This window comes from Streptomyces aureocirculatus (assembly GCF_000720475.1).
GTDB lineage: Bacteria > Actinomycetota > Actinomycetes > Streptomycetales > Streptomycetaceae > Streptomyces > Streptomyces aureocirculatus.
This window is the reverse complement of sequence record NZ_JOAP01000016.1, coordinates 66,940-89,405: the sequence shown is the minus strand read 5'-3', so window position 1 is coordinate 89,405 and position 22,466 is coordinate 66,940. Positions and strand designations below refer to the sequence as shown.

Here is a 22,466-nt window from a genome sequence, read left to right as displayed (position 1 = left end):
GGCCGCGTCAGGTATCAGGAGCAGCCATGCACGGCCACGGCTACGGGCCCGGGGGCCCTTCCGCCCACACCGGCGGGTCGTATGTGACGCTGCGCGTGATGTTCGTGGTGCTCGCCGTCGTGACGTGCGGCTTCCTCGCGTGGGCCGCGATGCTGCGGCTCGCCCTGGTGACGCGCAAGACCCGGGACTGGGTGCTCCTCGCGGTCGTCGTCGCCCTGGAGGCCACCGCCGTCGTCCTCGTCGCGCTCGACCCGGGCGACGAGGAGTTCACCGGGTCCGGCAACACGGGCATGGCGATCCTCGTCTCCACGCTCGTCCCCGTGATCGCCTACTACCTGACCATGGACATCCGGCACTTCTCCCGCGTCGCGCAGCCGGTTCGGGCGGCGGCGTTCGCACCGACGCAGGCCCCGCCCCCGTACCAGCAGACGCAGTTCGGTGGCGGCTACGTACCGCAGCAGCCCCAGCCCCAGCCCCAGCAGCCGCCGCCCCAGCCGTCGTACGGCTATCCGGCACAGCCCGCGCCCGCGCCCGCGCCCGCGCCCGCTCCCGCCCGCATCGACCAGGTCCGTGCCGAACTCGACGAGCTGAGCGACTACCTGCGCAAGCAGGAAGGCGGCACCTGACCGTGGCCGCCGGAACGGGGGGCACGGACCACCGCGTGGTCGCCGGGCGGTACGAGCTGTCGACGCTGCTCGGCCAGGGCGGCATGGGCCAGGTCTGGACGGCCTACGACCAGCGCCTCGACCGGCGGGTCGCGGTCAAGCTGCTGCGCCCGGACAGGGTCGCGGGCCCGGCGGGCCAGGGCCGGACCGAGGAGCTGCGCCGCCGCTTCGCCCGCGAGTGCCGCGTCACCGCGCAGGTCGACCACCCCGGCCTCGTCACGGTGCACGACGCGGGCAGCGACGGCGACGACCTGTACCTCGTCATGGGTTACGTCGACGGGGCCGACCTCGGCGACCACCTCGCCGAACACCGCCCCTACCCCTGGCAGTGGGCGGTCGCCGTCGCCGCCCAGTTGTGCGCCGTGCTCTCCGCGGTGCACGCCGTGCCGATCGTGCACCGCGACCTGAAGCCGCGGAACGTGATGGTGAAGCAGGACGGCACGGTCACCGTCCTCGACCTCGGCATCGCCTCGGTCATGGACACCGACACCACCCGCCTCACCCACACCGGCTCCCCGATCGGCAGCCCCTCGTACATGGCGCCCGAGCAGGCCATGGGCGGCGCCGTCGGCCCGTACACGGACCTGTACGCGCTCGGCGTCGTCCTGCACGAACTCCTCAGCGGCGACGTGCCGTTCGCCGGCTCGACCGCGCTCGGCGTGCTGCACCGCCATCTGTACGAGCCGCCGCTGCCCCTGCGCAGACTGCGGCCCGAAGTCCCCGACGCCCTCGAATCCCTGGTCCTGCGGCTGCTCGCCAAGGACCCGCAGCACCGGCCCGCCAGCGCCCAGGACGTGTACGAGGAGCTCGCGCCGCTACTGCCGGGGCGCGCCGTGCCCACCGGCCGCCCCCTGGACCCGACCCGCCCGTTCCTGCGCCCGGCCGCGCCCTGGCCCGACCGCGCCGCGACGCCCGCCCCGCAGCCCCGGCCGCCCGGGGCCGGGCAGGGTGTCGCCGCCGCCGTCGACGAGGTCAAGCGGCTGCTCGGCGAGGGCCGCATCACGCAGGCCGTGGACATCCTCGGCGCGATCCTGCCGGACGCCGCCGCGCAGCACGGCGAGCACTCACCCGTCGTCCGCACCCTGCGCAAGCAGTACGCGGCCACGCTCATGGACGACGGCCAGTACCGCCGTGCCCTGCCCGAGCTGCGCCGCCTCGCCGACCAGCGCGCCGCCGAGTCGGGCCACGCCGACCCGCAGTCGCTTCAGTTCCGCTACGAGGCCGCGCAATGCCTGGAGCAGCTCGGCGATCCGGCCGCCGCGCTCGCCGAGTACCGGACGCTGCTCCCCTATTACGAGAACCAGTACGCCACCGCCGACATTCGCCAGTCCCTGGAGATCCGGCGCCGCATCGGCCAGCTCCTGCTCGCCCTCGGCGACCGCCCGGCCGCCCACGACATCCTGGGGCGCCTCGTCCTCGACGCCGAGCGGGTGCACGGCGTCGGCCACCCCTTCCCGGCGGAGATCCGGCGCACACTGCACTGGCTGGGGCAGGTGCGGGGGTAGGGCGTGTCCGACAATTCCCGTCTGCCACGCGAGGCCATGCGCGCTGACAGGCCCTGGGCACCCGCAGTGCCCGAACTGCTCGCGAATCGTTGGTCGAATGGGTGGCCGAGCCGACCACCACTGCCTACCATCGATCACCGCAAGACTTTGTGCAGCGAAGCACAATCTCTCCACCGGGAGGTCCACTTGCACCGCCGCAGCAGTCGTCGTCGCTCCGCGCTCATCCTCTCCGCAGCCGCCCTCGTCGCGGCCCCGCTCCTGACCGGCTGCGGCAACGACGCGCATCCCGGCGCCGCGGCCGTCGTCGGCGACCAGCGCATCACGGTCGCCCAACTGGAGAACAGGGTGAACGAGGTGCGCTCCGCGCAGCGGGCCGCCCTCCCCGACGACACGCAGTACGGGCAGGTCATCGCCAAGAGCGGCGGCCTGGCCCGCAGCACGCTGCACACGATGGTGCTCGACAAGGTCCTGCACCGGGCGGCGCGGGACGCCGACGTGCGCGTCACGCGCAGGGAGATCCAGACCATGCGGGCGGGCCTGGAGGAGCAGGCGGGTGGCCCCAAGGCCCTGGAGACGGAGTGGCTGCAGCGCTACAGCGTCGCGCCGGGCCGCCTCGACGACAGCATCCGCACGGAGATCGAGGCGCAGAAGATCGCCCGCGCGCTCGGCGCCGACATGAACTCCCCGGAGGGCCAGAACACCTTCTGGGCGGCCATGTCCAAGGCCTCCAAGAAGCTCGATGTCGACCTGAACCCGCGGTACGGCACCTGGGACGTCAAGGCGAGCAAGCGCGCGGACCTGAAGACCCCCTGGGTCCGGGAGGTCTCCCCGGACGGGACGGCGCCCCCCACCCAGGCGTGAGCGAGACGCCCCCAAGGGGCGCGGGGAACTGCGCGCGCGACCACGTCCAAGCCGCGGACGCGTCTGCGAGGCGATGAGGCAGACGCGTCTGCGGCGTCTCCCGGGCCGGGCGCGCAGTTCCCCCGCCCCTGACGGGGCGGGCGCGCAGTTCCCGCGCCCCTGACGGGGCGGGTGCGCTTCCCGGCGGGGTGCGGGGGTGGGCTACGTTCGAGGGGTGAACGAGATCGAGACCGCCGCCGAGACCACCGTCGGGCCCGCCGCCGAGACCGGCGGGGACGGCGTGGGCCGTGTCGTCCTGCTCACCACCAGCCACCGGGTCGCGCCCGGCCTGCTGTCCTGGCCCGCCTGGCAGGCGCTGCACGGCGCGGACGAGGTCGTGTGCGCCGACGCCACGCACCCCCAGTTGCCGTATCTGCGGGAAGCGGGCGTCGACGTCAAGCAGGCCGCGCCCACCGCGGAGGAGCTGGTGCGCGCCTGCGCCGGGGGCCGCACGGTGCTCGTCGTCGCCACCGCCGACGGCGACCGCCGCCTCACCGACGGCCTGGCCCGCCTCGCGGGCGCCGGCCGGGTCCCGATGCCCGACCTGGAACTGCTCCCCGGGTCGTACGACCTGCCGGGCGCCCGCCTCCTCGACCTGGTCCAGGTCATGGACCGCATCCGCACCGAATGCCCCTGGTCCTCGCGCCAGACCCACCAGGGCCTCGCGAAGTACGCCATCGAGGAGGCGTACGAACTCGTCGAGGCCATCGAGACCATCGAGACCACCGAGGACGGTGCCACGGACGAGCTGTGCGAGGAGCTGGGCGACGTGCTGCTCCAGGTGGTCTTCCACGCACGCATCGCGGAGGAGGCCGAGGACGGTGCCGCCTTCTCCGTGGACGACGTCGCCGCCGGTATCGTCGACAAGCTCGTCCACCGCCATCCGCACGTCTTCGGTGAGGACACCGCGTCCACCCCCGAGGAGGTCAAGGAGCACTGGCTGCGCACCAAGGCGCAGGAGAAGCAGCGCACCTCCGTCACCGAAGGCATCCCCCTCGGCCAGCCGGGCCTGGCCCTCGCCGCCAAGCTGGCGTCCCGCGTCCGCACGGCGGGCCTCGACGTCCCCCTGCCCACGGGCGGCGGCGTCGGGTACGACCTGTTGGCGATGGCCGTCCGCGCGGAGGCCGAGGGCACGGACCCGGAGGCGGCGCTGCGGGCGGCGGCCCGGGCCTACCGGGACGCGGTACGCGAGGCCGAGGCGCCCGGGGCTTAGTACGGTTGCCCCGGGGGATTCGGGGCGCACTCGCGGCACCGAACCCGGCCGTGTGGAGCGGGAGTTGCGGGAGTTGCGGCCCGAGGAGGCGACGGTGTACTGCCCGATGTGCCAGGCCCAACTGGAGGAGGGCGTCCGCTTCTGCATGGACTGCGGGTGCGACATGAGCGTACGGGTGTCCACGCCCGTACCGGCCGGACCGCGCCCGTACGACGAGCCGTACCGGGCGGCCCCGCCCGCCGAGCACCCGTCCGCCGCGGCTCCGCCCGCCGAGCACCCGTCCGCCGCGGCTCCGCCCGCCGAGCACCCGTCCGCCGCGGCTCCGCCCGCCGAGCAGCCGTCCGCCGCGGCCCCGCCCGCCGAGCACCCGTCCGCCGCGGCTCCGCCCGCCGAGGACCCGTCCGCCGCGGCTCCGCCCGCCGAGGACCCGTCCGCCGCGGCTCCGCCCGCCGAGCAGCCGTCCGCCGCGGCCCCGTCCGGCGTGCCCCCGCGGCCCCCGACGCGGAACGATGTCTCCGACAGCTCGGTGGGCGCGGTGATCCAGGCCGGAACCATCGCGGGCGACGTCACCGTCCACACCACCCTCGCCCACGGCCAGGCCCCGGCCGACAGTTGGCCCCGCGTCGGCCAACTGCGGCGCCTCTGGTTCGGCGTGCGTCCCACGAGCCACTTCGGGGACGAGCCGAGCCTCACGCCCTACGTGGAGCGTGACTGTGACGAAGAGCTCCACTCCCTCGTCGTACGGGGTCTGCACGAGGGCGGCCTTGTCGTCGTCACCGGCGGGCCGCTGTCCGGCAAGACGATGACGGCGGCCTGGGCGGCGCTGAGCGCGGGCACCGACCCCGAGCCCCGTGTGCACGCCCCGCACCCCGGGGCGGACCTGCGGGGCATCGCCTCCGGCGAGCACGGCCGTGCCGGCCACCGCATCCTCTGGCTCGACGAGTTGGAGGACCACCTCGGCCCCCAGGGCCTCACCGCGGCGCTCCTCTTCCGGCTCACCCAGGAGCGTGTGCTCGTCCTCGCCACCATGCGCGACACGGCGTACGACGAGCACCGCTTCGGCGGCGGCCCCGCAGCCCGGGTCCTGAGCGGCGCCCGCACCGTCGAGCTGTCCCGCCGCTGGAGCGCCACCGAACTGGCGCGGCTCGCAGGTGCCGAGGACCCTCGCCTCACGGCCGCCGCGAAGTGGCGCGGCGGCCGCGGGGTCACCGAGTACCTCGCCCTGGGGCCGGAGCTGTGGGACGAGTGGCGCAGGGCCCGGCGCCCGCGGAGGCACCCGACCGGTCACTTCCTGGTGCGCGCCGCCATCGACCTCGCCCGCTGCGGGATCGAGGAGGACATCCCGCTCCCCGTGCTGTGCGCGGTCCTGGAGGGCTACGGCGAGCAGGAGGCCTCCGTCCGCGAGGAGCAACGGCACGAGTCGTTCGAGGACGCCCTGACCTGGGCCACCCGGCTTCGGTACGAGGCGACCGGGCTGCTCGTCCCCGGAGCGGAGGCGGACACCTACCGCGCCTACGGCTCCCTCGTCGCGGACGCCGTCCGGTCCGGTGAGCTCGGGCAGGTACCGGTCCCGGTGTGGATCCACGGGTCCGCGACGGCCGCCGGGTACGGTCTTGACGTCGCACCCGTGGTCGCCGCGTGCCGTGCCGCCCTCGCGCCCCGCGCCGCCGAGGGCGACGTCGAGGCGTACCTCCTGCTCGGCTGGGTCACGGCGGCCGCGGGCGATGTGTCGGAGGCGGAGGGCTGGTACCGCAGGGCCGCCGACCGGGGCCACACCCTGGCTTGCAACGAACTGGGCCACATCCTCGCGGGCCGGGGCGCGGCCATGGAGGCGGCCGGATATCTGGAGCGGGCCGCCGCGGCGGGACGGACGGACGCCTACGTCACGCTGGGCAAGCTGTACCGCGACCGCGCCCGGCACTGGTTCACCGCGGGCGCGGAGGCGGGGGACCCGGACGCGGCGTTCCACCTGGCCGAGCTGGTACTGCGGCCCGGCCGCGTGGAAAAGTCCGCCCGCTGGTACCGCGAGGCAGCCGAAACCGGCCACCGCAACGCGGCCTTCGCCCTGAACGTCCTGCGGGTCGGCATGACCTTGCCCCCGGAACAGGGGGACGAGCCGCCGCCGGACACGGACGCGCAGGGCCTGGGGGAGCGCGGGTAGCCCGCCCACGGGCTTCACCGGAGCGCGAGGAGCGGCACCCCCCGCCCCGCCTCACGGTGCCGAGCGGCACCCCGGCCCCCGGCCCGCCTTACGGCGAGGAGCGGCACCCCGGCCCGCCTTACGGCGAGGAGCGGCACCCGCACCCCGGCCCGCCTTACGGCGAGGAGCGGCACCCGCACCCCGGCCCGCCTCACGGCGAGGAGCGGCACCCCGGCCCCCGCCTCACGGCGAGGAACGGCACCCCTGCCCCCGCCTCACGGCGAGGAGCCGCACCCCCGCCCCCGCCTCACGGCGAGGAGCCGCCCCGGACCGATACCGTCAACGCATGCACGACCAGCCGCCCCCCGCCTGCCCCCACACCACCCCCGCCCCGCCTAAGGCCCCCGCGCCCGACCTCTTCACCTGGGAGTTCGCCACCGACCCCTACCCGGCCTACGCCTGGCTGCGGGAGCACGCTCCCGTGCACAGGACCGAGTTGCCCAGCGGTGTCGAGGCCTGGCTGGTGACGCGGTACGCGGACGCGCGGGAGGCGCTGGCCGATCAGCGGCTGAGCAAGAATCCGGCGCACCACGACGAGCCCGCGCACGCGAAGGGCAGGACCGGGATCCCGGGCGAGCGCAAGGCCGAGCTGATGACGCATCTGCTCAACATCGACCCGCCGGACCACACCCGCCTGCGCCGCCTGGTGTCGAAGGCGTTCACCCCGCGCCGGGTGGCCGCGTTCGCGCCGCGCGTGCAGGAGCTGACGGACCAGCTCATCGACTCGTTTCTCGACAAGCACGGTGCGGAGCGGGGCGAAGCCGACCTCATCCACGATTTCGCGTTCCCGCTCCCCATCTTCGCCATCTGCGACCTGCTCGGCGTACCCCGAGAGGACCAGGACGACTTCCGGGACTGGGCGGGCATGATGATCCGGCACGGGGGAGGGCCCAGGGGCGGCGTCGCGCGCTCGGTGAAGAAGATGCGCGGCTATCTCGCCGAGCTCATCCACCGCAAGCGGGCAGACCCCGGCGACGACCTGATCTCCGGCCTGATCCGCGCCTCCGACCACGGTGAGCACCTCACCGAGAACGAGGCCGCCGCCATGGCCTTCATCCTGCTGTTCGCCGGGTTCGAGACGACCGTGAACCTCATCGGCAACGGCACCTTCGCGCTGCTCACCCACCCCGAGCAGCGGGACCGACTGCAACGGTCCCTGGCGGCCGGGGAGAGCGCCCTCCTGGAGACGGGCGTCGAGGAACTGCTCCGCTTCGACGGGCCCGTCGAACTCGCCACCTGGCGCTTCGCCACCGAGCCGCTGCGCATCGGCGGCCAGGACATCTCCGCGGGCGACCCGGTCCTCGTCGTTCTCGCCGCCGCCGACCGCGATCCCGCCCGCTTCGCGGAGCCCGACCTCCTCGATCTGTCCCGGCGCGACAATCAGCACCTCGGATACGGCCACGGCATCCACTACTGCCTCGGCGCCCCCCTCGCCCGCCTGGAGGCCCAGACGGCCCTTGCGACTCTGCTGCGCCGGTTGCCGGACCTGCAACTCGGCGTCAAGCCCGGGGAGTTGCGGTGGCGCGGCGGGCTCATCATGCGTGGCCTGCGGACCCTGCCGGTACGGTTCACGCCGCCCGCGGCGGGCGGCCGGTCCGGCAGTTGACTGACGGTCTGTCAAGACTGTGACTTTCACGTGATCTGCGCTGCATCGACTTGTGACTGACGTTCGACTGCGGCTACTTTCACGACGACTCGGCACCCCAGTGCACCATGTGCCGCAGCCACCCCTGTCGTCACTCGAAAGGCACGTGCATGCTTTCCGGTCAAGGCCGTCACCGCCGCCCCCGCCAAGCCCCGGCGATCGTCGTCGCGGCCGGCGTCACCGGATCCGCCATCGCGATCCCGCTGCTCGGCGCCACGGGCGCGAGCGCCGCGGAAGCCACGACGTGGGACAAGGTCGCGGAGTGCGAGAGCGGCAGCGCCTGGAGCGCCAAGGGCGACGGGTACTACGGCGGGCTGCAGATGACGCAGGAGACCTGGGAGAACCACGGCGGCCTCGCCTACGCGCCGAGCGCCGACGAGGCAAGCCGCTCCCAGCAGATAGCCGTCGCCGAAGGGGTCCTTGCCGACCAGGGCCCCGCCGCCTGGCCGAACTGCGGCCCGGCCGCGGGCCTCAGCAAGGACGGCGCGGCCGCCGACGTCGACCCGGGCCTGCCGGTGGCACCGAGCAAGCCCGCCGGCTCGGCGGGCGAGGAAGAGGAGGACCGGGGCACCGGTGACTCCTCCGGCTCCAAGGGCTCCGCCGGTCCGGGAGACAAGGATCACGCCGACGGCAGGAGCGGCGAGGACGCCTCGGACGAGGCAACCGGCAAGCACCGCAAGCCCGGCACCGGCGACACGACCGGCGAGGACGGCACCTCGGGGCCGAGCGGCGAGAAGAAGGACGAGGAAGGCCGGCAGGGCCGGAAGGGCGGCGAGGACGGGCAGGAGGCCGCTCGGGACGGCAAGTCCGAGGGCCGTGACACCACTTCGCCCGGCTCCGACGGCGACTCCGGCGCCGGTACCGCGCCTTCGGGCTCCGGAGACTCCGAGGAGTCCCCCGAGTCCTCGGAGGGCACCTCGGGGCGCCACCGCGGTTCGAACGCGGACGGCGAGTCCGACGCGGGCTCCGCGGGGCGGCACGCCTCACGCGGGGGGGAGCGTGGTTCGCACGGCTCCGGCAGTCCCAGCGACACCTACACGGTCCGCTCCGGCGACAACCTCTCGCGCATCGCGGACCGGCACGGCCTTGACGGCGGCTGGTCCTCCCTCTACGCGGAGAACAAGAAGACCGTCGGCGCCGACCCGGACCTCATCCTCCCCGGTCAGGAGCTTGAGCTGAAGGAGAAGCAGGCCGCGGACGCGGACCGGAAGTAGCCGCGACACGCCCGGAACTGACGGGTAGTTCGCGGTGAATGTCCGGTTTAAAGGCGGTGAGGGGCAAGTGAGAGATGGGTCTCAGAAGCCCTGATCGTCTTTGAAATTCCGCGGATTGCCCGTCTACGGTCGTGATCGCTCGCCACAGCGGGCCCCGCCGGTCGGTACGCCGAATCCTGCCAACGGCCGGACGGGAACAGTCGTCGCTTCGTGCGCCGAAGGCAGGAGCGGGGGACCCAAGGTAAGCGCCGGGCCCGTCCGCACCGCAGCGAGCAAGCAAGCGCCGCGGGACGGACAGGAACGGCTAGGGGTGAAGTCGCACGCAAGTCGTGCGGCCGGGCACTCACCCGCCCGAACCCGACAGCTCACCTCGCAGGCGTCGGTGAGGGGATCCATCCATGCTGTTTTCCAGCAAGGGCAAGCACCGCCGTCCGTCCAAGGCCACTCGCGCCGCCACCGTCGTCGGTGTCACCGGCGCCGCTGTCGCCGCCCCGCTGATGGCGGCGGGCACCGCCGGCGCCGCCACCGCCGACCAGTGGGACCGCGTCGCGCAGTGCGAGGCCGGCGGCAACTGGTCCATCAACACGGGCAACGGCTACTACGGCGGCCTGCAGTTCTCGGCCTCCACCTGGGCCGCGTACGGCGGCACGCAGTACGCCTCCACGGCCGACAAGGCCTCCAAGTCCCAGCAGATCGCGATCGGCGAGAAGGTCCTCGCGGGCCAGGGCAAGGGTGCCTGGCCGAGCTGCGGCGTGGGCCTGACCGGTGCCTCGTACAACGGCGGCGGTGGCGGTGGCGAGCAGTCGCAGCCGCAGCACCAGACCCAGCAGGCCAAGCCCCAGCAGCAGGTCAAGCCGCAGCAGCAGCCGCGCCAGCAGGCGCAGCCCCAGCAGCAGGCACAGCCGAAGCCGCAGAGCGCCCCGCAGGCCGCCCCGCGGACCGAGTCGAAGAAGACCGTCGAGACCCCGACCGGCAAGGTCGTGAAGAAGGGCGACGGCGAGTACAAGGTCAAGAAGGGCGACACGCTCTCCAAGATCGCCGACTCGCACGAGGTCAAGGGCGGCTGGCAGAAGGTCTACAAGCTGAACGGCGACGTCATCGACGACGCCGACTTCATCTACCCCGGCCAGCAGCTCCACCTGAGCTGACCCAGGCCCCCCGCCCTGTCAGGACCGGGCGCCTCGCTCCGGTCCCGCGGAGCGCCCCCCGTCCCCACGGTCTCCCTCGCCCCGGTGCGCGTATCCCCCGTACGCACCGGGGCGAGGTGCTGCGCGGGCACCGCGGGCGGCCGCGCGGCCGGTCCTCACGGAGCCCTGGGCTGGTCCTCGCGGAGCCCCGGGCTACGCCTTGGGCGAAGCTACTGGCCAGTAGAGGCCTGGCTTCCGTCCTGATTGCCAGGGAAATGGGCCGTCGGCCGTCCCACGGGCCGGGCGGTCGGCTGGCCGAAGCTCCCGGGCCCGTTAGGCTCAGGAGACGCAGGGCCGATGAAGACCATGCAAGCCATGCGCAAGCCCGCGCCCACAGTGGTGCACGCCATGCGCCCCTAGCGTCACATCCCAGAAGGAGATGCTCGTGCCGTCCATCGACGTCGTCGTAGCCCGGGAAATCCTGGACTCCCGAGGCAACCCCACGGTCGAGGTCGAGGTCGGCCTCGACGACGGGTCCACCGGCCGCGCCGCGGTTCCGTCCGGCGCCTCCACCGGCGCCTTCGAGGCCATCGAACTGCGTGACGGAGACGCCAACCGCTACGGCGGCAAGGGCGTGGAGAAGGCCGTTCTCGCCGTCATCGAGCAGATCGGCCCGGAGCTCGTCGGCTACGACGCCACCGAGCAGCGCCTGATCGACCAGGCGATGTTCGACCTCGACGCCACCGACAACAAGGCCTCGCTCGGCGCGAACGCCATCCTCGGTGTCTCCCTCGCCGTCGCGCACGCCGCGTCCGAGGCCTCCGACCTCCCCCTCTTCCGCTACCTGGGCGGCCCGAACGCGCACCTGCTGCCCGTTCCGATGATGAACATCCTGAACGGCGGGTCCCACGCGGACTCCAACGTCGACATCCAGGAGTTCATGATCGCCCCGATCGGCGCGGAGTCCTTCTCCGAGGCGCTGCGCTGGGGCGCCGAGGTCTACCACACGCTGAAGAAGGTCCTGAAGACCAAGGGCCTGTCCACCGGCCTCGGCGACGAGGGCGGCTTCGCGCCGAACCTGGAGTCGAACCGCGCCGCGCTCGACCTCATCGTCGAGGCCATCAAGCAGGCCGGTTACGTCCCCGGCGAGCAGATCGCGCTCGCGCTCGACGTCGCCGCGTCGGAGTTCTACAAGGACGGCGTCTACGAGTTCGAGGGCAAGACCCGCTCGGCCGCCGAGATGACCGAGTACTACGCCGAGCTGGTCGCCGCGTACCCGCTGGTCTCCATCGAGGACCCGCTGTACGAGGACGACTGGGACGGCTGGCAGATCATCACCGAGAAGCTGGGCGAGCAGGTCCAGATCGTCGGCGACGACCTGTTCGTCACCAACCCGGAGCGCCTGCAGCGCGGCATCGACGACGGCGCCGCCAACGCCCTCCTGGTGAAGGTCAACCAGATCGGTTCGCTGACCGAGACCCTGGACGCCGTCGAGCTCGCCCAGCGCAACGGCTTCAAGTGCATGATGTCGCACCGCTCCGGCGAGACCGAGGACGTCACCATCGCCGACCTCGCCGTCGCCGTGAACTGCGGCCAGATCAAGACCGGCGCCCCGGCCCGCTCGGACCGCGTCGCCAAGTACAACCAGCTCCTCCGCATCGAGGAGATCCTCGACGACGCGGCGGTGTACGCGGGCCGCAGCGCGTTCCCCCGCTTCAAGGGTTAAGGCGCCAAGCCCTAGCCAGTCGTACGTACGTCCCCGTACCCGGTCCCGTACCGTGTGCGGGGACGTACGCGCGTACTGGGGAGGCGAGACACATGGCCGGGAAAGTCCGGGACAAGGACCGGTTCTCCACGGCGACCCGGCTGCGGCTGTTCGGCGAGCAGACGGCCGAGCGCGTCTACCGCTCGCAGACCAAGCGCCAGGCGCGCCGCTCCCGGCTGACCGGCCGGGCCGCGCTGCTCGTCCTCGTCGTCTGCACGCTGGTGGTGGCGCTCGCGTATCCGATGCGGCAGTACGTGTCGCAGCGCACCGAGATCGCCGAGCAGCGGCAGAAGCAGGCCGAGCACCGGGACAACGTCGAGCGCCTTCGCGACGAGAAGGCCCGCTGGCAGGACGACGCGTACGCCGAGCAGCGCATCCGGGACCGGCTGCACTACGTACTGCCGGGTGAGACCGGGTTCACCGTCATCGACCCCGCGGCCGACGACGACCACCGGGGCGACGACGGCGCGGCCGACCGCCCCTGGTACGCCAACGTCCTGGAGGGCGTCGACAAGGCCGACCGGGCCGAGTGACCCGTCGCGGGCCGAAGCAGCACGGAACGAACCGCATCGGCGGCACCGAACCAACGGCAGCGCGCCGAAGCAGCACCGAACGAACCGCATCGGCGGCACCGAACAGACCGCATCGAACAAACCGCACCGAACGAACCGAAAGACAGGCATGGAAACGCCCCCGCCCCAGACCGAGTCCACCGTGCCGACGGACGCAGACATCGCCGCGTTCCAGGAGCAGCTCGGGCGCCCGCCGCGCGGCCTTCGCGCCATCGCGCACCGCTGCCCCTGCGGCAACCCGGACGTGGTCGAGACGGCGCCGCGGCTGCCCGACGGCACGCCGTTCCCGACGACGTACTACCTGAGCTGCCCGCGGGCCGCGTCGGCGATCGGCACCCTGGAAGCCAACGGCGTCATGAAGGAGATGACGGAGCGTCTGGCGACGGACCCCGAACTCGCCGCCGCCTACCGGGCCGCGCACGAGGACTATCTCGCGCGCCGCGACGCCATCGAGGTCCTGGAGAACTTCCCCTCGGCCGGGGGCATGCCCGACCGCGTGAAGTGCCTGCACGTCCTGGTCGCCCACTCCCTGGCCGCGGGCCCCGGCGTGAACCCCCTCGGCGACGAGGCCATCGCCATGCTCCCGGAGTGGTGGCGCAAGGGCCCGTGCGTGAGCACCGCCCCGGGTGCCGGGGACCGATAGGCCGACGCCCGCCCGCGGTGCCGAGCACAGTGACGACAAGGAGAACGATGACCCGCGTGGCCGCCATCGACTGTGGCACCAACTCGATCCGTCTGCTGGTGGCGGACGCCGACCCGGCGACCGGTGAACTCGTCGACCTCGACCGCCGCATGCAGATCGTGCGCCTCGGACAGGGCGTCGACAAGACGGGCCGCCTCGCCCCCGAGGCCCTGGAGCGCACCTTCGCGGCCTGCCGCGACTACGCGGCCGTCATCAAGGAGCACGGCGCGGAACGCCTCAGCTTCGTCGCCACCTCCGCCTCCCGGGACGCCGAGAACCGCGACGATTTCGTACGCGGGGTCCTCGACATCCTCGGCGTCGAACCGGAGGTGATCAGCGGCGACCAGGAGGCCGAGTTCTCCTTCACCGGCGCGACGAAGGAGCTCACGGGCCGCGCCGACCTGCCGCGCCCGTATCTCGTGGTGGACATCGGCGGCGGCTCCACGGAGTTCGTCGTCGGCGACGACCACGCGCGCGCCGCCCGCTCCGTGGACGTCGGCTGCGTGCGGATGACCGAGCGGCACCTCGTGCACGACGGCGTCGTCGCCGACCCGCCCACCGCGGCGCAGATCGCCGCCATCCGCGCGGACGTGGAGGCGGCGCTCGACCTCGCGGAGCGGACGGTCCCCCTGCGCGAGGCCCGCACCCTGGTGGGCCTCGCGGGTTCGGTCACCACGGTGGCCGGGATCGCACTCGGCCTCGACGCCTACGACTCGGCCGCGATCCACCACTCCCGCATCCCCTACGAGCGGGTGGCGGAGATCGCCGACCGCTTGGCGCGCTCCACGCACGCCGAGCGCGCGGCGATCCCCGTGATGCACCCGGGCCGCGTCGACGTGATCACCGCGGGCGCCCTGGTACTCCTCGCGATCATGGAGCGGACGGGTGCCGGCGAGGTCGTGGTGAGCGAGCACGACATCCTTGACGGGATCGCTCATTTCACGGCGAGCGAGGCGCGTTGAGGGGCGGTGCCCGGCGGCGCCGGTGTCGGGCGGGGTGTCACAGGTTGCGGTAGCCGTCCCGCCGGTCGCCCACCTTGACGACGAGGATGACGAGTTCACCGTCATTGATCTGGTAGGCGACCCGGTGGCTTCCGACCCGGAGCCGGTAGAGCCCCGACGGGCCGGTGAGTTTCTTGACGTCGGCATCCTGGCGGTAGGGGTCGTCGCCGAGTGCGGTCAGCGCGGCCAGGATGCGCATGGCGTCGGGCCGACTGATCGCCCTGAGTTGCCGTTGCGCCGCCGCGGTGAACCGAAAGGCGTACTTCACGCCGCCTCGCCGTCCTGCTCGGTGAACAGGTCCGCCAGCAGTTCCGCCATCGTCACGGTGGCGCCGCCCGCTGCCAGGACCGCTTCGGCCTCACGCGCCAACAGCACGTCGGCCGCTTCCCTGAAGCGGCCCATCGGCTGAGCACCGCGCAGGACGTTTGAGCGGCCGAAAGGCGGGGTGGAAGACCCCTCGGGCACCCCCCGGCGGGAAAGTTCGTGAAGTTCTTCACAAGGAAATCGGCCCAGTTGGGCGCGGTTTTACTGACTTGGGGCCGCCCGGGAGCGATCAGGCCCGTGCGGGGTGGGTCCGTCGAACGTTCATGGCGCGTTACCGGCGTATGAACAGGGGGCTGGTCCACCGGGGCCGGGAGCCAGGAGCGGCAGCTCACGAGGGGTTGACAACGACTCGTGAGGCACCGTGGTTCCCCCGGGGCGCCATGACCTCCGTCACGTGGGCGGCGAAGTGTAGCAGAGGCCCCGCCCATGCTTGTGAAGGGGCGCACGAGCGACCCCCGCCGAGGGGGTGGATACTCGATGGCATGAGCACCACGGAGCGTCCCAGGATCCTCGTAGTAGGCGGTGGGTACGTAGGCCTGTACGCAGCTCGACGCATTCTGAAGAAGATGCGCTACGGAGAGGCGACCGTCACGGTTGTCGACCCGCGCTCGTACATGACGTACCAGCCCTTCCTCCCCGAAGCCGCGGCCGGCAGCATCTCGCCTCGGCACGTCGTCGTCCCGCTGCGACGCGTGCTGCCCAAGGCGGAAGTCCTCACCGGCCGGGTCACCACCATCGACCAGGACCGCAAGGTCGCCACGATCGCGCCGCTCGTCGGCGAGGCGTACGAGCTGCCCTTCGACTACCTGGTCATCGCGATGGGCGCGGTCTCCCGCACCTTCCCGATCCCCGGCCTCGCCGAGCAGGGCATCGGTATGAAGGGCATCGAGGAGGCCATCGGCCTGCGCAACCACGTGCTTGAGCAGCTCGACAAGGCCGACTCCACGACGGACGAGGACGTCCGCCGCAAGGCGCTGACCTTCGTCTTCGTCGGCGGTGGCTTCGCCGGTGCCGAGACCATCGGTGAGGTCGAGGACATGGCCCGCGACGCGGCCAAGTACTACAAGAGCGTCAAGCGCGAGGACATGCGCTTCGTCCTCGTCGACGTCGCCGACAAGATCCTCCCCGAGGTCGGTCCCAAGCTCGGTGCCTACGGCAAGGAGCACCTGGAGGGCCGTGGCGTCGAGGTCTACCTCAAGACCGGCATGGACTCCTGCGTGGACGGCCACGTGGTCCTGAACAACGGCCTCGAGGTCGACTCCAACACCATCGTGTGGACCGCGGGCGTCAAGCCGAACCCGGCCCTCACGCGCTTCGGTCTGCCGCTCGGTCCCCGCGGCCACGTGGACACCCAGACGACGCTTCAGGTGCAGGGCACGGACTACATCTGGGCCGCGGGCGACAACGCCCAGGTCCCGGACCTCGTCGGCCGCAAGGCGGGCAACGAGAACGCCTGGTGCCCGCCCAACGCCCAGCACGCGCTGCGCCAGGCCAAGGTCCTCGGCGACAACGTGATCTCCGGCATGCGGGGCTTCCCGCAGAAGGAGTACAGCCACGCCAACAAGGGCGCGGTCGCGGGCCTCGGCCTGCACAAGGGCGTCGCGATGATCGTCATGGGCAAGATGAAGATCAAGCTCAAGGGCCGTCTCGCCTGGTACATGCACCGCGCGTACCACGGCATGGCGATGCCGACGTTCAACCGCAAGATCCGCGTCTTCGCGGACTGGACGCTCGGCATGTTCCTCAAGCGCGAGGTCGTCTCCCTCGGCGCGATGGAGACTCCGCGCGAGGAGTTCTACGAGGCCGCGAAGCCGGCCCCGAAGCCCGCCGCCGCCAAGGCCGCTCCGGCCGAGGAGAAGACCGGCGCGAAGGCCAAGGCCTCCTGACCAGGTGTCCTGACCAAGGCCTCCTGGCGGCCTGAGCCGCAGCACCACCCGCAGTACCTGCACCACCCGCAGTACCGGCAATACCCGCAGTACCCGCAGTACACCGAAAGGGCCCCCGCCATCCGTGGTGCGGGGGCCCTTTCTGCGTTTCCCCCACCCTCTTGGTGCTCACTACATGTATTTTGCCCATTCATGACGGGACAACGGGACTGCGCACGCCGGTCGTTGGTGTTTACGTGGTGTCGGATCGTTCCGTTCCGGGATGTGATCACGGAGGTGTGCGCCATGCAGGATGCCGCACTGCGGCTGAAGAATCTCGCCGAGCAGCTCACGGGAGCCGAGCTGCCCATTCGAGTCCGCGCCTGGGACGGTTCTGAGACCGGCCCGCCCGGCGCGCCCACCCTCGTCGTCCGCCATCGCCGCGCCCTGCGCCGACTGCTGTGGAAGCCGGGGGAGCTGGGTCTCGCACGGGCATGGGTGGCGGGGGACATCGATGTCGACGGCGATCTGTACGCGGTGCTCGACCTGCTCGCCGAGTACATCTGGGAGCGCGACGAGGACGCCAGGAGCCTCCCCGACAGCCTGCGCGACCCGCAGGTCAGAGCTGCGGCCCGGTCCCTGCTGCGGCTCGCCGCGCCCTTCGTGCCGCCGCCCGCGCCCCGCGAGGAGATGCGCAGGCAGAGCAGGCTGCACCGGCACACCAGGGGCAGCGACAAGAAGGCCGTCAGCCACCACTACGACGTCGGCAACGACTTCTACGAGCTGGTCCTCGGCCCGTCGATGGTCTACTCGTGCGCGTACTGGGAGTCCCCGGACTCGACCCTGGAGGACGCACAGCGCGACAAGCTCGAACTCATCGCCCGCAAGCTGGGCCTGCGTCCCGGCATGCGGCTGCTCGACGTCGGCTGCGGCTGGGGTTCCATGGCCGTGCACGCCGCCCGCGAGCACGGCGTGAGCGTGGTCGGCGTCACGCTCTCCCAGGAGCAGGCGGCGTACGCCAGGAAGCGCGTCGCCCAGGAAGGGCTCACCGACCGCGTCGAGATCCGCGTACAGGACTACCGCGACGTGCGGGACGGCCCCTACGACGCGATCTCCTCCATCGGCATGGCCGAACACGTCGGCTCCGAGCGGTACCTGGAGTACGCGGGTGACCTGTACGCCCTCCTGAAGCCCGGCGGGCGCCTCCTGAACCACCAGATCGCGCGCCGCCCGCAGGCCGACGAGTCCGCGTACACGGTCGACGAGTTCATCGACGCCTACGTATTCCCCGACGGCGAACTCGCCCCCCTCGGCACCACCGTCGGCCTCCTGGAACGCGCGGGCTTCGAGGTCCGCGACGTGGAGTCCATCCGCGAGCACTACGCCCACACCCTGCGCCACTGGGTCGCCAACCTGGAGGCCCACTGGCCCGAGGGCATCCGCCTCACCGGCCCCGGCCGCGCCCGCATCTGGCGCCTCTACATGGCCGCCTGCGCCCTGGCCTTCGAACACAACCGCATAGGCGTCAACCAGATCCTGGCGATCCGCACCCCGGAATCCGGATCCTCGGGCCTGCCACTGCGCCCCCGCGTATGGACCGAACGCACACAGCCGAGCCCACACCGGCCGAATTCCAGCCCGTACGGCGACAATTCCAGCCCGTCCGGCGTTTGAGGACGAGCCGCGAAGCGGCGACAGGGGGGCAAGGGGCGCAGCCCCATAAGAAGGGGGCCCCGGGACGCACCAGCACCCCGGGACCCCCGCTCAGCCCAGCGCAAGCGTCACTCGGACTTGATGGCCTGCAAAGGATTGAGCCGAGCCGCGCTCCGCGCGGGCCAAACGGCGGCCAGCACACCGACCACCGCCGCGATGGCGAGGAAGATCACGATCCGGCCCACGGGGACCTCCATCGTGTACGTCTTCACGGTGCCGGAGATGCTGTTACCGGCGATCCACCCGAGGAAGAGGCCGAGCCCGACGCCGAGCACCGCGCCGAACAGCGAGATGACGACCGACTCAAGACGCACCATCTGCTTGATCTTCGCGCGGTCCAGGCCGATCGCGCGGAGCATGCCGATCTCGTGCTTCCGCTCGAAGACGGACATCGCCAGGGTGTTGATGACACCGAGGACGGCGACGAGGATCGCCATGGCGAGCAGGCCGTACAGCATGTTCAGGAGCATGTTGATGGCGCCGCCGACCTCGTTGCTGATGTCGGCCTTGTCCTGGATCTTGATGGCGGGATTGTCGCCGAGCGCCTTCACGACGGCGTCCTCGGCCTTCTCGGAGGTGCCGCCCTTCATCTTCAGGAGGACCTGCTGGTCGACGACCTTCGACATGTGCGGAGTGACGTTGGCGGTCGGCGTGAACAGACCGTTGATCATCTCGTTCTGCTGGTAGACGCCGACGACCTTCAGCCGCTCGGTCCTGTCGTCGTCGTCGAACTTCACCGGGACGGTGTCACCGGTCTTGATGCCCTGGTCGTCGGCGAGTTCCTTGTCGATCAGGGCCGCCTTGCCCTTCAGGCCGGCCATGGAGCCGCTGGTGAAGTCGAGGCCGACGAGCTTGGCGAAGGACTTCGGGTCGACGCCGGTGATCTGGGTGGAGCTGCCGTCGGCCTCGCCGTCCTCGGTGCGCATCGCGGAGCTGGCCTCGACCTCGGGCAGTCGCGCCAGCTTGTCGTGGACCTTGGGGGTCAGCGGCTGGAAGTTCGCCATGGACAGGGCGTAGTCGGCCTTCAGGGAGTCGGTCGCCATCTTGTTGATGGCGTTGCCCATGGAGACGGCGACGACGGTCATGGCGGTGATGAGGGTCAGACCGATCATCAGGGCCGAGGCGGTGGACGCGGTGCGGCGCGGGTTGCGGACCGAGTTCAGACGGGCCAGCTTGCCGGTGACGCCGAACGGCTTCAGGAGCGGTCCCGCGGCGGCGATGAAGGGGCGGGAGAGCAGCGGCGTCAGGACGATGACGCCGACGAGGATCACCGCGGCGCCCCCGGACTTCACGTAGTTGTCCTTCATGAACATCATGCCCACGCCGAGGGCCACGATCAGCGAGCCGATGGTGTTGCGGACGACCAGGCCGCGCGTCGTGGGCGAGGCGTGCACGCTGTTCATCGCGGCGACCGGCGGGATCTTCGCGGCCCTGCGCCCTGGCAGCCAGGCGGCGAGCATGGTCACGACCACGCCGATGAGCAGCGCCGTGACGATCGTCGTCGGGCCGATGACGAGGGGCCCGTCGGGCAGCGAGGCGCCGCCCGCGTTCATCAGGGACTCCAGGCCGACGGCCACGCCGATGCCGAGCGCGAAGCCCGCGACGGCGGCGATCAGGCCGACGATGAACGCCTCGATGAGCACGGAGCGGGTGACCTGACGGCGGGAGGCGCCGACGGCGCGCATCAGGGCGAGTTCCTTGGTGCGCTGGGCGACCAGCATCGTGAAGGTGTTGGCGATGATGAAGATGCCGACGAACAGGGCGATACCGGCGAAGATCAGCAGCACCTGGCTCATCGAGCTGGTGTTCTGCTCGATCATGCGGTCCTGCTCGTCCTTGAGCGCGGCACCGGTCTCCGCCTCGGCGTCCTTGGGCAGGATCTTCTCGACGGACGCCTTCAGGGCGCCCTCCGAGGTGCCAGCGGCGGCCTTCACGTCGATCTCGTCGTACGCCATGTTCTTCTTGCCGAGGGCCTTGCGCGCCGTGTCGTTGTCGAACACGACCAGGCTGCCGCCCGCGATCACGCTGCCGTCGTCGGTGTCGAAGACGCCGCTGACCTTGGCGGTGTGCACCGGTCCGTCGGTGGAGTAGCGGACCGTGTCGCCCACCTTGTAGCCCGTGCGGTCGGCGGTGCGGCTGTCCAGGGCGATGTCGCGGGGCGACTTGGGGGCGGCGCCGTCGGTGAAGTCGTAGCGCGGGTCCTTGCCGTCCTTGCCCGGGAAGAAGTTGGCGCCGGTGGTGCCCCACTCGCCGCCGACCAGCTTGCCGTCCTTGTCGGCGAGCGCGGTGAAGCCGGAGACGCTGCCGAGCGCGGACTCGGCGCCGGGCAGCTTCTTGGCCTTGGCGAGCAGCCCGTCCGTCAGCGGCGGCCGCTTGCCCTCGCCGTCGTCGGAGCCGCCGTCCGGCTTGATGGCGACCGAGACGTGGTCGAAGCTCTTGGCCGACTTGTTCTTGTAGGCGGAGCCGAAGGTATCGGTGAAGACCAGAGTGCCGGAGACGAACGCGACGCCGAGCATGACGGCGAGCACGGTCATCAACAACCTGGCCTTGTGCGCAAGCACATTGCGCAAGGCGGTACGGAACATGGGTGTCAGTCCAGGGTGAGGGTCGGGCGAGATCTAGTGGGCCCGGGTGAAGGCGCCCCAAAGGGGCGCGGGGAACTGCGCGACCAGCCACAACCGACCCGGTGGACCCGGGAGGTGCTCAGCCGAAGCGGCGCAGGGGGGCTGCCGATTAGCCGTAGCGGCGCAGGGGGGAGCCGCCCACAACGGGGCCGACCAGCGCTAGCTGGTCCGGCCCTTCGCGTCGAAGTCCTTCATCCGATCAAGAACCCCCTCAGCCGTAGGCTGGTGCATCTCGTCCACGATCCGCCCGTCGGCGAGGAAGATCACGCGGTCCGCGTACGAGGCGGCCACCGGGTCGTGGGTGACCATCACGACGGTCTGGCCCAGCTCACGCACCGAGTTGCGCAGGAAGCCGAGGACCTCGGCGCCCGAGCGCGAGTCCAGGTTCCCGGTCGGCTCGTCACCGAAGATGATCTCAGGCCGCGACGCGAGCGCGCGGGCCACGGCGACGCGCTGCTGCTGGCCGCCGGACAGCTCGGTGGGCCGGTGCGAGAGGCGGTCCGCGAGGCCCACCATGGAGATGACCTGCTCCAGCCACTGCTTGTCGGGCTTGCGGCCCGCGATGTCCATGGGCAGCGTGATGTTCTCCAGGGCGGTCAGCGTCGGCAGCAGGTTGAACGCCTGGAAGATGAAGCCGATCTTGTCCCGGCGGAGCTTGGTGAGCTGCTTGTCCTTGAGGCTGGACAGCTCGGTCTCGCCGATGCGCACGGAGCCGCCGCTGAAGCTGTCCAGGCCCGCCACACAGTGCATCAGGGTGGACTTGCCGGAGCCGGAGGGACCCATGATCGCGGTGAACTCGCCCTGTCCGAAGTCGACGGAGACCTGGTCGAGCGCGACGACCTGGGTCTCACCCTGACCGTAGACCTTGGACAGATCCGTGGCACGCGCGGCCACGGTGGTGGCCCGGGCGGCGAAGGAAGTGGTGGTGGTCACGGGACGGTGCTCCTGTCGGGACGACGAGTGGGGACGTACTCCATCGTCGCCGTGAAAGAGCCCCGTGGAGTCAGCCGCTGTTCCGGTTCTGGGGGCGACTCGGGTCGGACTCGGTGGGGCCATGTCATACCTGGGGATGAGGTGGCGCCCTACGCGAAGTAGGGGGCAGCCCCCTGCCCCACCGCCTGCCCCGAGCTTCCCCCCGGGCGCGGACGTCTCGCCCGGGACGGCTAAATCCCGTCAATTCCCTCACCTGCGAGGGGCCCGGCCCGCAAGGCCCATGGCAAGTACCACCGGCGCGTACCAGGTGCTGATGCACCCTCAGACGTCAATAAAATAAGACAACGTCGGGCTGTTGTTCCGCTGTTCGGGGGATGCCTCCCGATAGGGTCGAAGCCTTGATGCGGAGCCCACGGCCTGCCCGGATGGTGGAATGCAGACACGGCGAGCTTAAACCTCGCTGCCCCTAGCGGGCGTACCGGTTCAAGTCCGGTTCCGGGCACCTCCGCCGCCCTGTT

17 protein-coding genes, 1 tRNA gene, 1 pseudogene and 1 riboswitch are annotated in these 22,466 nt (G+C 71.6%); of the genes and pseudogenes, 15 read left to right on the top strand and 4 right to left on the bottom strand.

The window, feature by feature from the left end:
• Positions 1 to 26: 26 nt before the first annotated feature.
• The 12 genes from IG78_RS0116525 (at position 27) to IG78_RS0116465 (ending at position 14,450) form a co-directional block, all read left to right on the top strand.
• Positions 27 to 626 carry a hypothetical protein gene (locus tag IG78_RS0116525; RefSeq protein ID WP_030563767.1) on the top strand — a complete coding sequence of 200 codons (600 nt, stop codon included), beginning with the start codon at positions 27 to 29 and terminating at the stop codon, positions 624 to 626.
• Positions 623 to 2,170 carry a serine/threonine-protein kinase gene (locus tag IG78_RS0116520; RefSeq protein ID WP_030563809.1) on the top strand — a complete coding sequence of 516 codons (1,548 nt, stop codon included), beginning with the start codon at positions 623 to 625 and terminating at the stop codon, positions 2,168 to 2,170. Before IG78_RS0116525 ends, IG78_RS0116520 begins: the two co-directional genes overlap by 4 nt.
• Before the next feature lie 186 nt (positions 2,171 to 2,356).
• Positions 2,357 to 3,031, top strand: a complete 675-nt coding sequence (locus IG78_RS0116515) for a SurA N-terminal domain-containing protein (RefSeq protein WP_030563765.1) — start codon at positions 2,357 to 2,359, stop codon at positions 3,029 to 3,031.
• A gap of 223 nt (positions 3,032 to 3,254) precedes the next feature.
• On the top strand, positions 3,255 to 4,283 hold the full coding sequence (locus tag IG78_RS0116510; protein ID WP_199813271.1) for a nucleoside triphosphate pyrophosphohydrolase: 1,029 nt from the start codon (positions 3,255 to 3,257) through the stop codon (positions 4,281 to 4,283).
• Between the two features lie 52 nt (positions 4,284 to 4,335).
• Positions 4,336 to 6,444 (top strand): hypothetical protein, encoded by a 2,109-nt coding sequence (locus IG78_RS0116505; RefSeq protein WP_051852696.1) that lies wholly within the window; start codon positions 4,336 to 4,338, stop codon positions 6,442 to 6,444.
• Positions 6,445 to 6,769: 325 nt separating this feature from the next.
• Positions 6,770 to 8,089, top strand: coding sequence for a cytochrome P450 family protein (locus tag IG78_RS0116495; protein ID WP_030563757.1), 1,320 nt, complete (start codon positions 6,770 to 6,772; stop codon positions 8,087 to 8,089).
• Between the two features lie 149 nt (positions 8,090 to 8,238).
• The gene (locus IG78_RS0116490; RefSeq protein ID WP_030563755.1) at positions 8,239 to 9,342 is read left to right on the top strand and encodes a transglycosylase family protein; all 1,104 of its coding nucleotides are present in this window, start codon (positions 8,239 to 8,241) and stop codon (positions 9,340 to 9,342) included.
• Positions 9,343 to 9,545: 203 nt separating this feature from the next.
• A riboswitch (cyclic di-AMP (ydaO/yuaA leader) is annotated at positions 9,546 to 9,736 on the top strand.
• Between the two features lie 4 nt (positions 9,737 to 9,740).
• Entirely contained in the window at positions 9,741 to 10,490 is a 750-nt protein-coding gene (locus tag IG78_RS0116485; protein WP_030563753.1) for a LysM peptidoglycan-binding domain-containing protein, read from the top strand.
• Between the two features lie 418 nt (positions 10,491 to 10,908).
• Positions 10,909 to 12,195 carry a phosphopyruvate hydratase gene (gene eno / locus IG78_RS0116480; RefSeq protein WP_030563751.1) on the top strand — a complete coding sequence of 429 codons (1,287 nt, stop codon included), beginning with the start codon at positions 10,909 to 10,911 and terminating at the stop codon, positions 12,193 to 12,195.
• A 92-nt stretch (positions 12,196 to 12,287) separates the two neighbouring features.
• On the top strand, positions 12,288 to 12,767 hold the full coding sequence (locus IG78_RS0116475; protein ID WP_030563749.1) for an FtsB family cell division protein: 480 nt from the start codon (positions 12,288 to 12,290) through the stop codon (positions 12,765 to 12,767).
• A gap of 148 nt (positions 12,768 to 12,915) precedes the next feature.
• Positions 12,916 to 13,449, top strand: a complete 534-nt coding sequence (locus IG78_RS0116470) for a DUF501 domain-containing protein (RefSeq protein WP_030563747.1) — start codon at positions 12,916 to 12,918, stop codon at positions 13,447 to 13,449.
• Between the two features lie 47 nt (positions 13,450 to 13,496).
• On the top strand, positions 13,497 to 14,450 hold the full coding sequence (locus tag IG78_RS0116465) for a Ppx/GppA phosphatase family protein (RefSeq protein WP_030563745.1): 954 nt from the start codon (positions 13,497 to 13,499) through the stop codon (positions 14,448 to 14,450).
• 37 nt (positions 14,451 to 14,487) lie between these two features.
• Here IG78_RS0116465 and IG78_RS0116460 read toward each other — a convergent pair whose 3' ends face one another.
• Both IG78_RS0116460 and IG78_RS0116455 read right to left on the bottom strand, forming a co-directional pair.
• The gene (locus tag IG78_RS0116460) at positions 14,488 to 14,757 is read right to left on the bottom strand and encodes a type II toxin-antitoxin system RelE family toxin (RefSeq protein ID WP_030563743.1); all 270 of its coding nucleotides are present in this window, start codon (positions 14,755 to 14,757) and stop codon (positions 14,488 to 14,490) included.
• A pseudogene (locus IG78_RS0116455) lies at positions 14,754 to 14,876 on the bottom strand (type II toxin-antitoxin system Phd/YefM family antitoxin); the annotation flags it as partial. The pseudogene IG78_RS0116455 and the gene IG78_RS0116460, both read right to left, overlap by 4 nt.
• Positions 14,877 to 15,295: 419 nt before the next feature.
• On the opposite strand from IG78_RS0116455, the gene IG78_RS0116450 reads away from it, so the two are divergent.
• The gene (locus tag IG78_RS0116450; protein WP_051852695.1) at positions 15,296 to 16,699 is read left to right on the top strand and encodes an NAD(P)/FAD-dependent oxidoreductase; all 1,404 of its coding nucleotides are present in this window, start codon (positions 15,296 to 15,298) and stop codon (positions 16,697 to 16,699) included.
• Positions 16,700 to 16,984: 285 nt separating this feature from the next.
• Positions 16,985 to 18,352: an SAM-dependent methyltransferase gene (locus IG78_RS0116445; RefSeq protein WP_078965175.1), complete on the top strand. Its 1,368-nt coding sequence runs from the start codon at positions 16,985 to 16,987 to the stop codon at positions 18,350 to 18,352.
• A 107-nt stretch (positions 18,353 to 18,459) separates the two neighbouring features.
• On the opposite strand, the gene IG78_RS0116440 is transcribed toward IG78_RS0116445, so the two are convergent.
• Both IG78_RS0116440 and IG78_RS0116435 read right to left on the bottom strand, forming a co-directional pair.
• Positions 18,460 to 20,976 carry an ABC transporter permease gene (locus tag IG78_RS0116440; RefSeq protein WP_030563735.1) on the bottom strand — a complete coding sequence of 839 codons (2,517 nt, stop codon included), beginning with the start codon at positions 20,974 to 20,976 and terminating at the stop codon, positions 18,460 to 18,462.
• A 198-nt stretch (positions 20,977 to 21,174) separates the two neighbouring features.
• Positions 21,175 to 21,948, bottom strand: a complete 774-nt coding sequence (locus IG78_RS0116435; protein WP_030563733.1) for an ABC transporter ATP-binding protein — start codon at positions 21,946 to 21,948, stop codon at positions 21,175 to 21,177.
• Between the two features lie 419 nt (positions 21,949 to 22,367).
• Between IG78_RS0116435 and IG78_RS0116430 the strand changes: the two genes are divergently transcribed.
• A tRNA-Leu gene (locus IG78_RS0116430) sits at positions 22,368 to 22,450 on the top strand.
• Positions 22,451 to 22,466 lie beyond the last annotated feature (16 nt).

Coding starts and splice junctions, on each gene's coding strand:
- IG78_RS0116470 (WP_030563747.1), top strand. CDS start 12,916: ATGGAAACGCCCCCGCCCCAGACCGAGTCCACCGTGCCGACGGACGCA.
- IG78_RS0116450 (WP_051852695.1), top strand. CDS start 15,296: ATGAGCACCACGGAGCGTCCCAGGATCCTCGTAGTAGGCGGTGGGTAC.
- IG78_RS0116465 (WP_030563745.1), top strand. CDS start 13,497: ATGACCCGCGTGGCCGCCATCGACTGTGGCACCAACTCGATCCGTCTG.
- IG78_RS0116525 (WP_030563767.1), top strand. CDS start 27: ATGCACGGCCACGGCTACGGGCCCGGGGGCCCTTCCGCCCACACCGGC.
- IG78_RS0116440 (WP_030563735.1), bottom strand. CDS start 20,976: ATGTTCCGTACCGCCTTGCGCAATGTGCTTGCGCACAAGGCCAGGTTG.
- IG78_RS0116475 (WP_030563749.1), top strand. CDS start 12,288: ATGGCCGGGAAAGTCCGGGACAAGGACCGGTTCTCCACGGCGACCCGG.
- IG78_RS0116485 (WP_030563753.1), top strand. CDS start 9,741: ATGCTGTTTTCCAGCAAGGGCAAGCACCGCCGTCCGTCCAAGGCCACT.
- IG78_RS0116495 (WP_030563757.1), top strand. CDS start 6,770: ATGCACGACCAGCCGCCCCCCGCCTGCCCCCACACCACCCCCGCCCCG.
- IG78_RS0116490 (WP_030563755.1), top strand. CDS start 8,239: ATGCTTTCCGGTCAAGGCCGTCACCGCCGCCCCCGCCAAGCCCCGGCG.
- eno (WP_030563751.1), top strand. CDS start 10,909: ATGCTCGTGCCGTCCATCGACGTCGTCGTAGCCCGGGAAATCCTGGAC.
- IG78_RS0116445 (WP_078965175.1), top strand. CDS start 16,985: ATGCAGGATGCCGCACTGCGGCTGAAGAATCTCGCCGAGCAGCTCACG.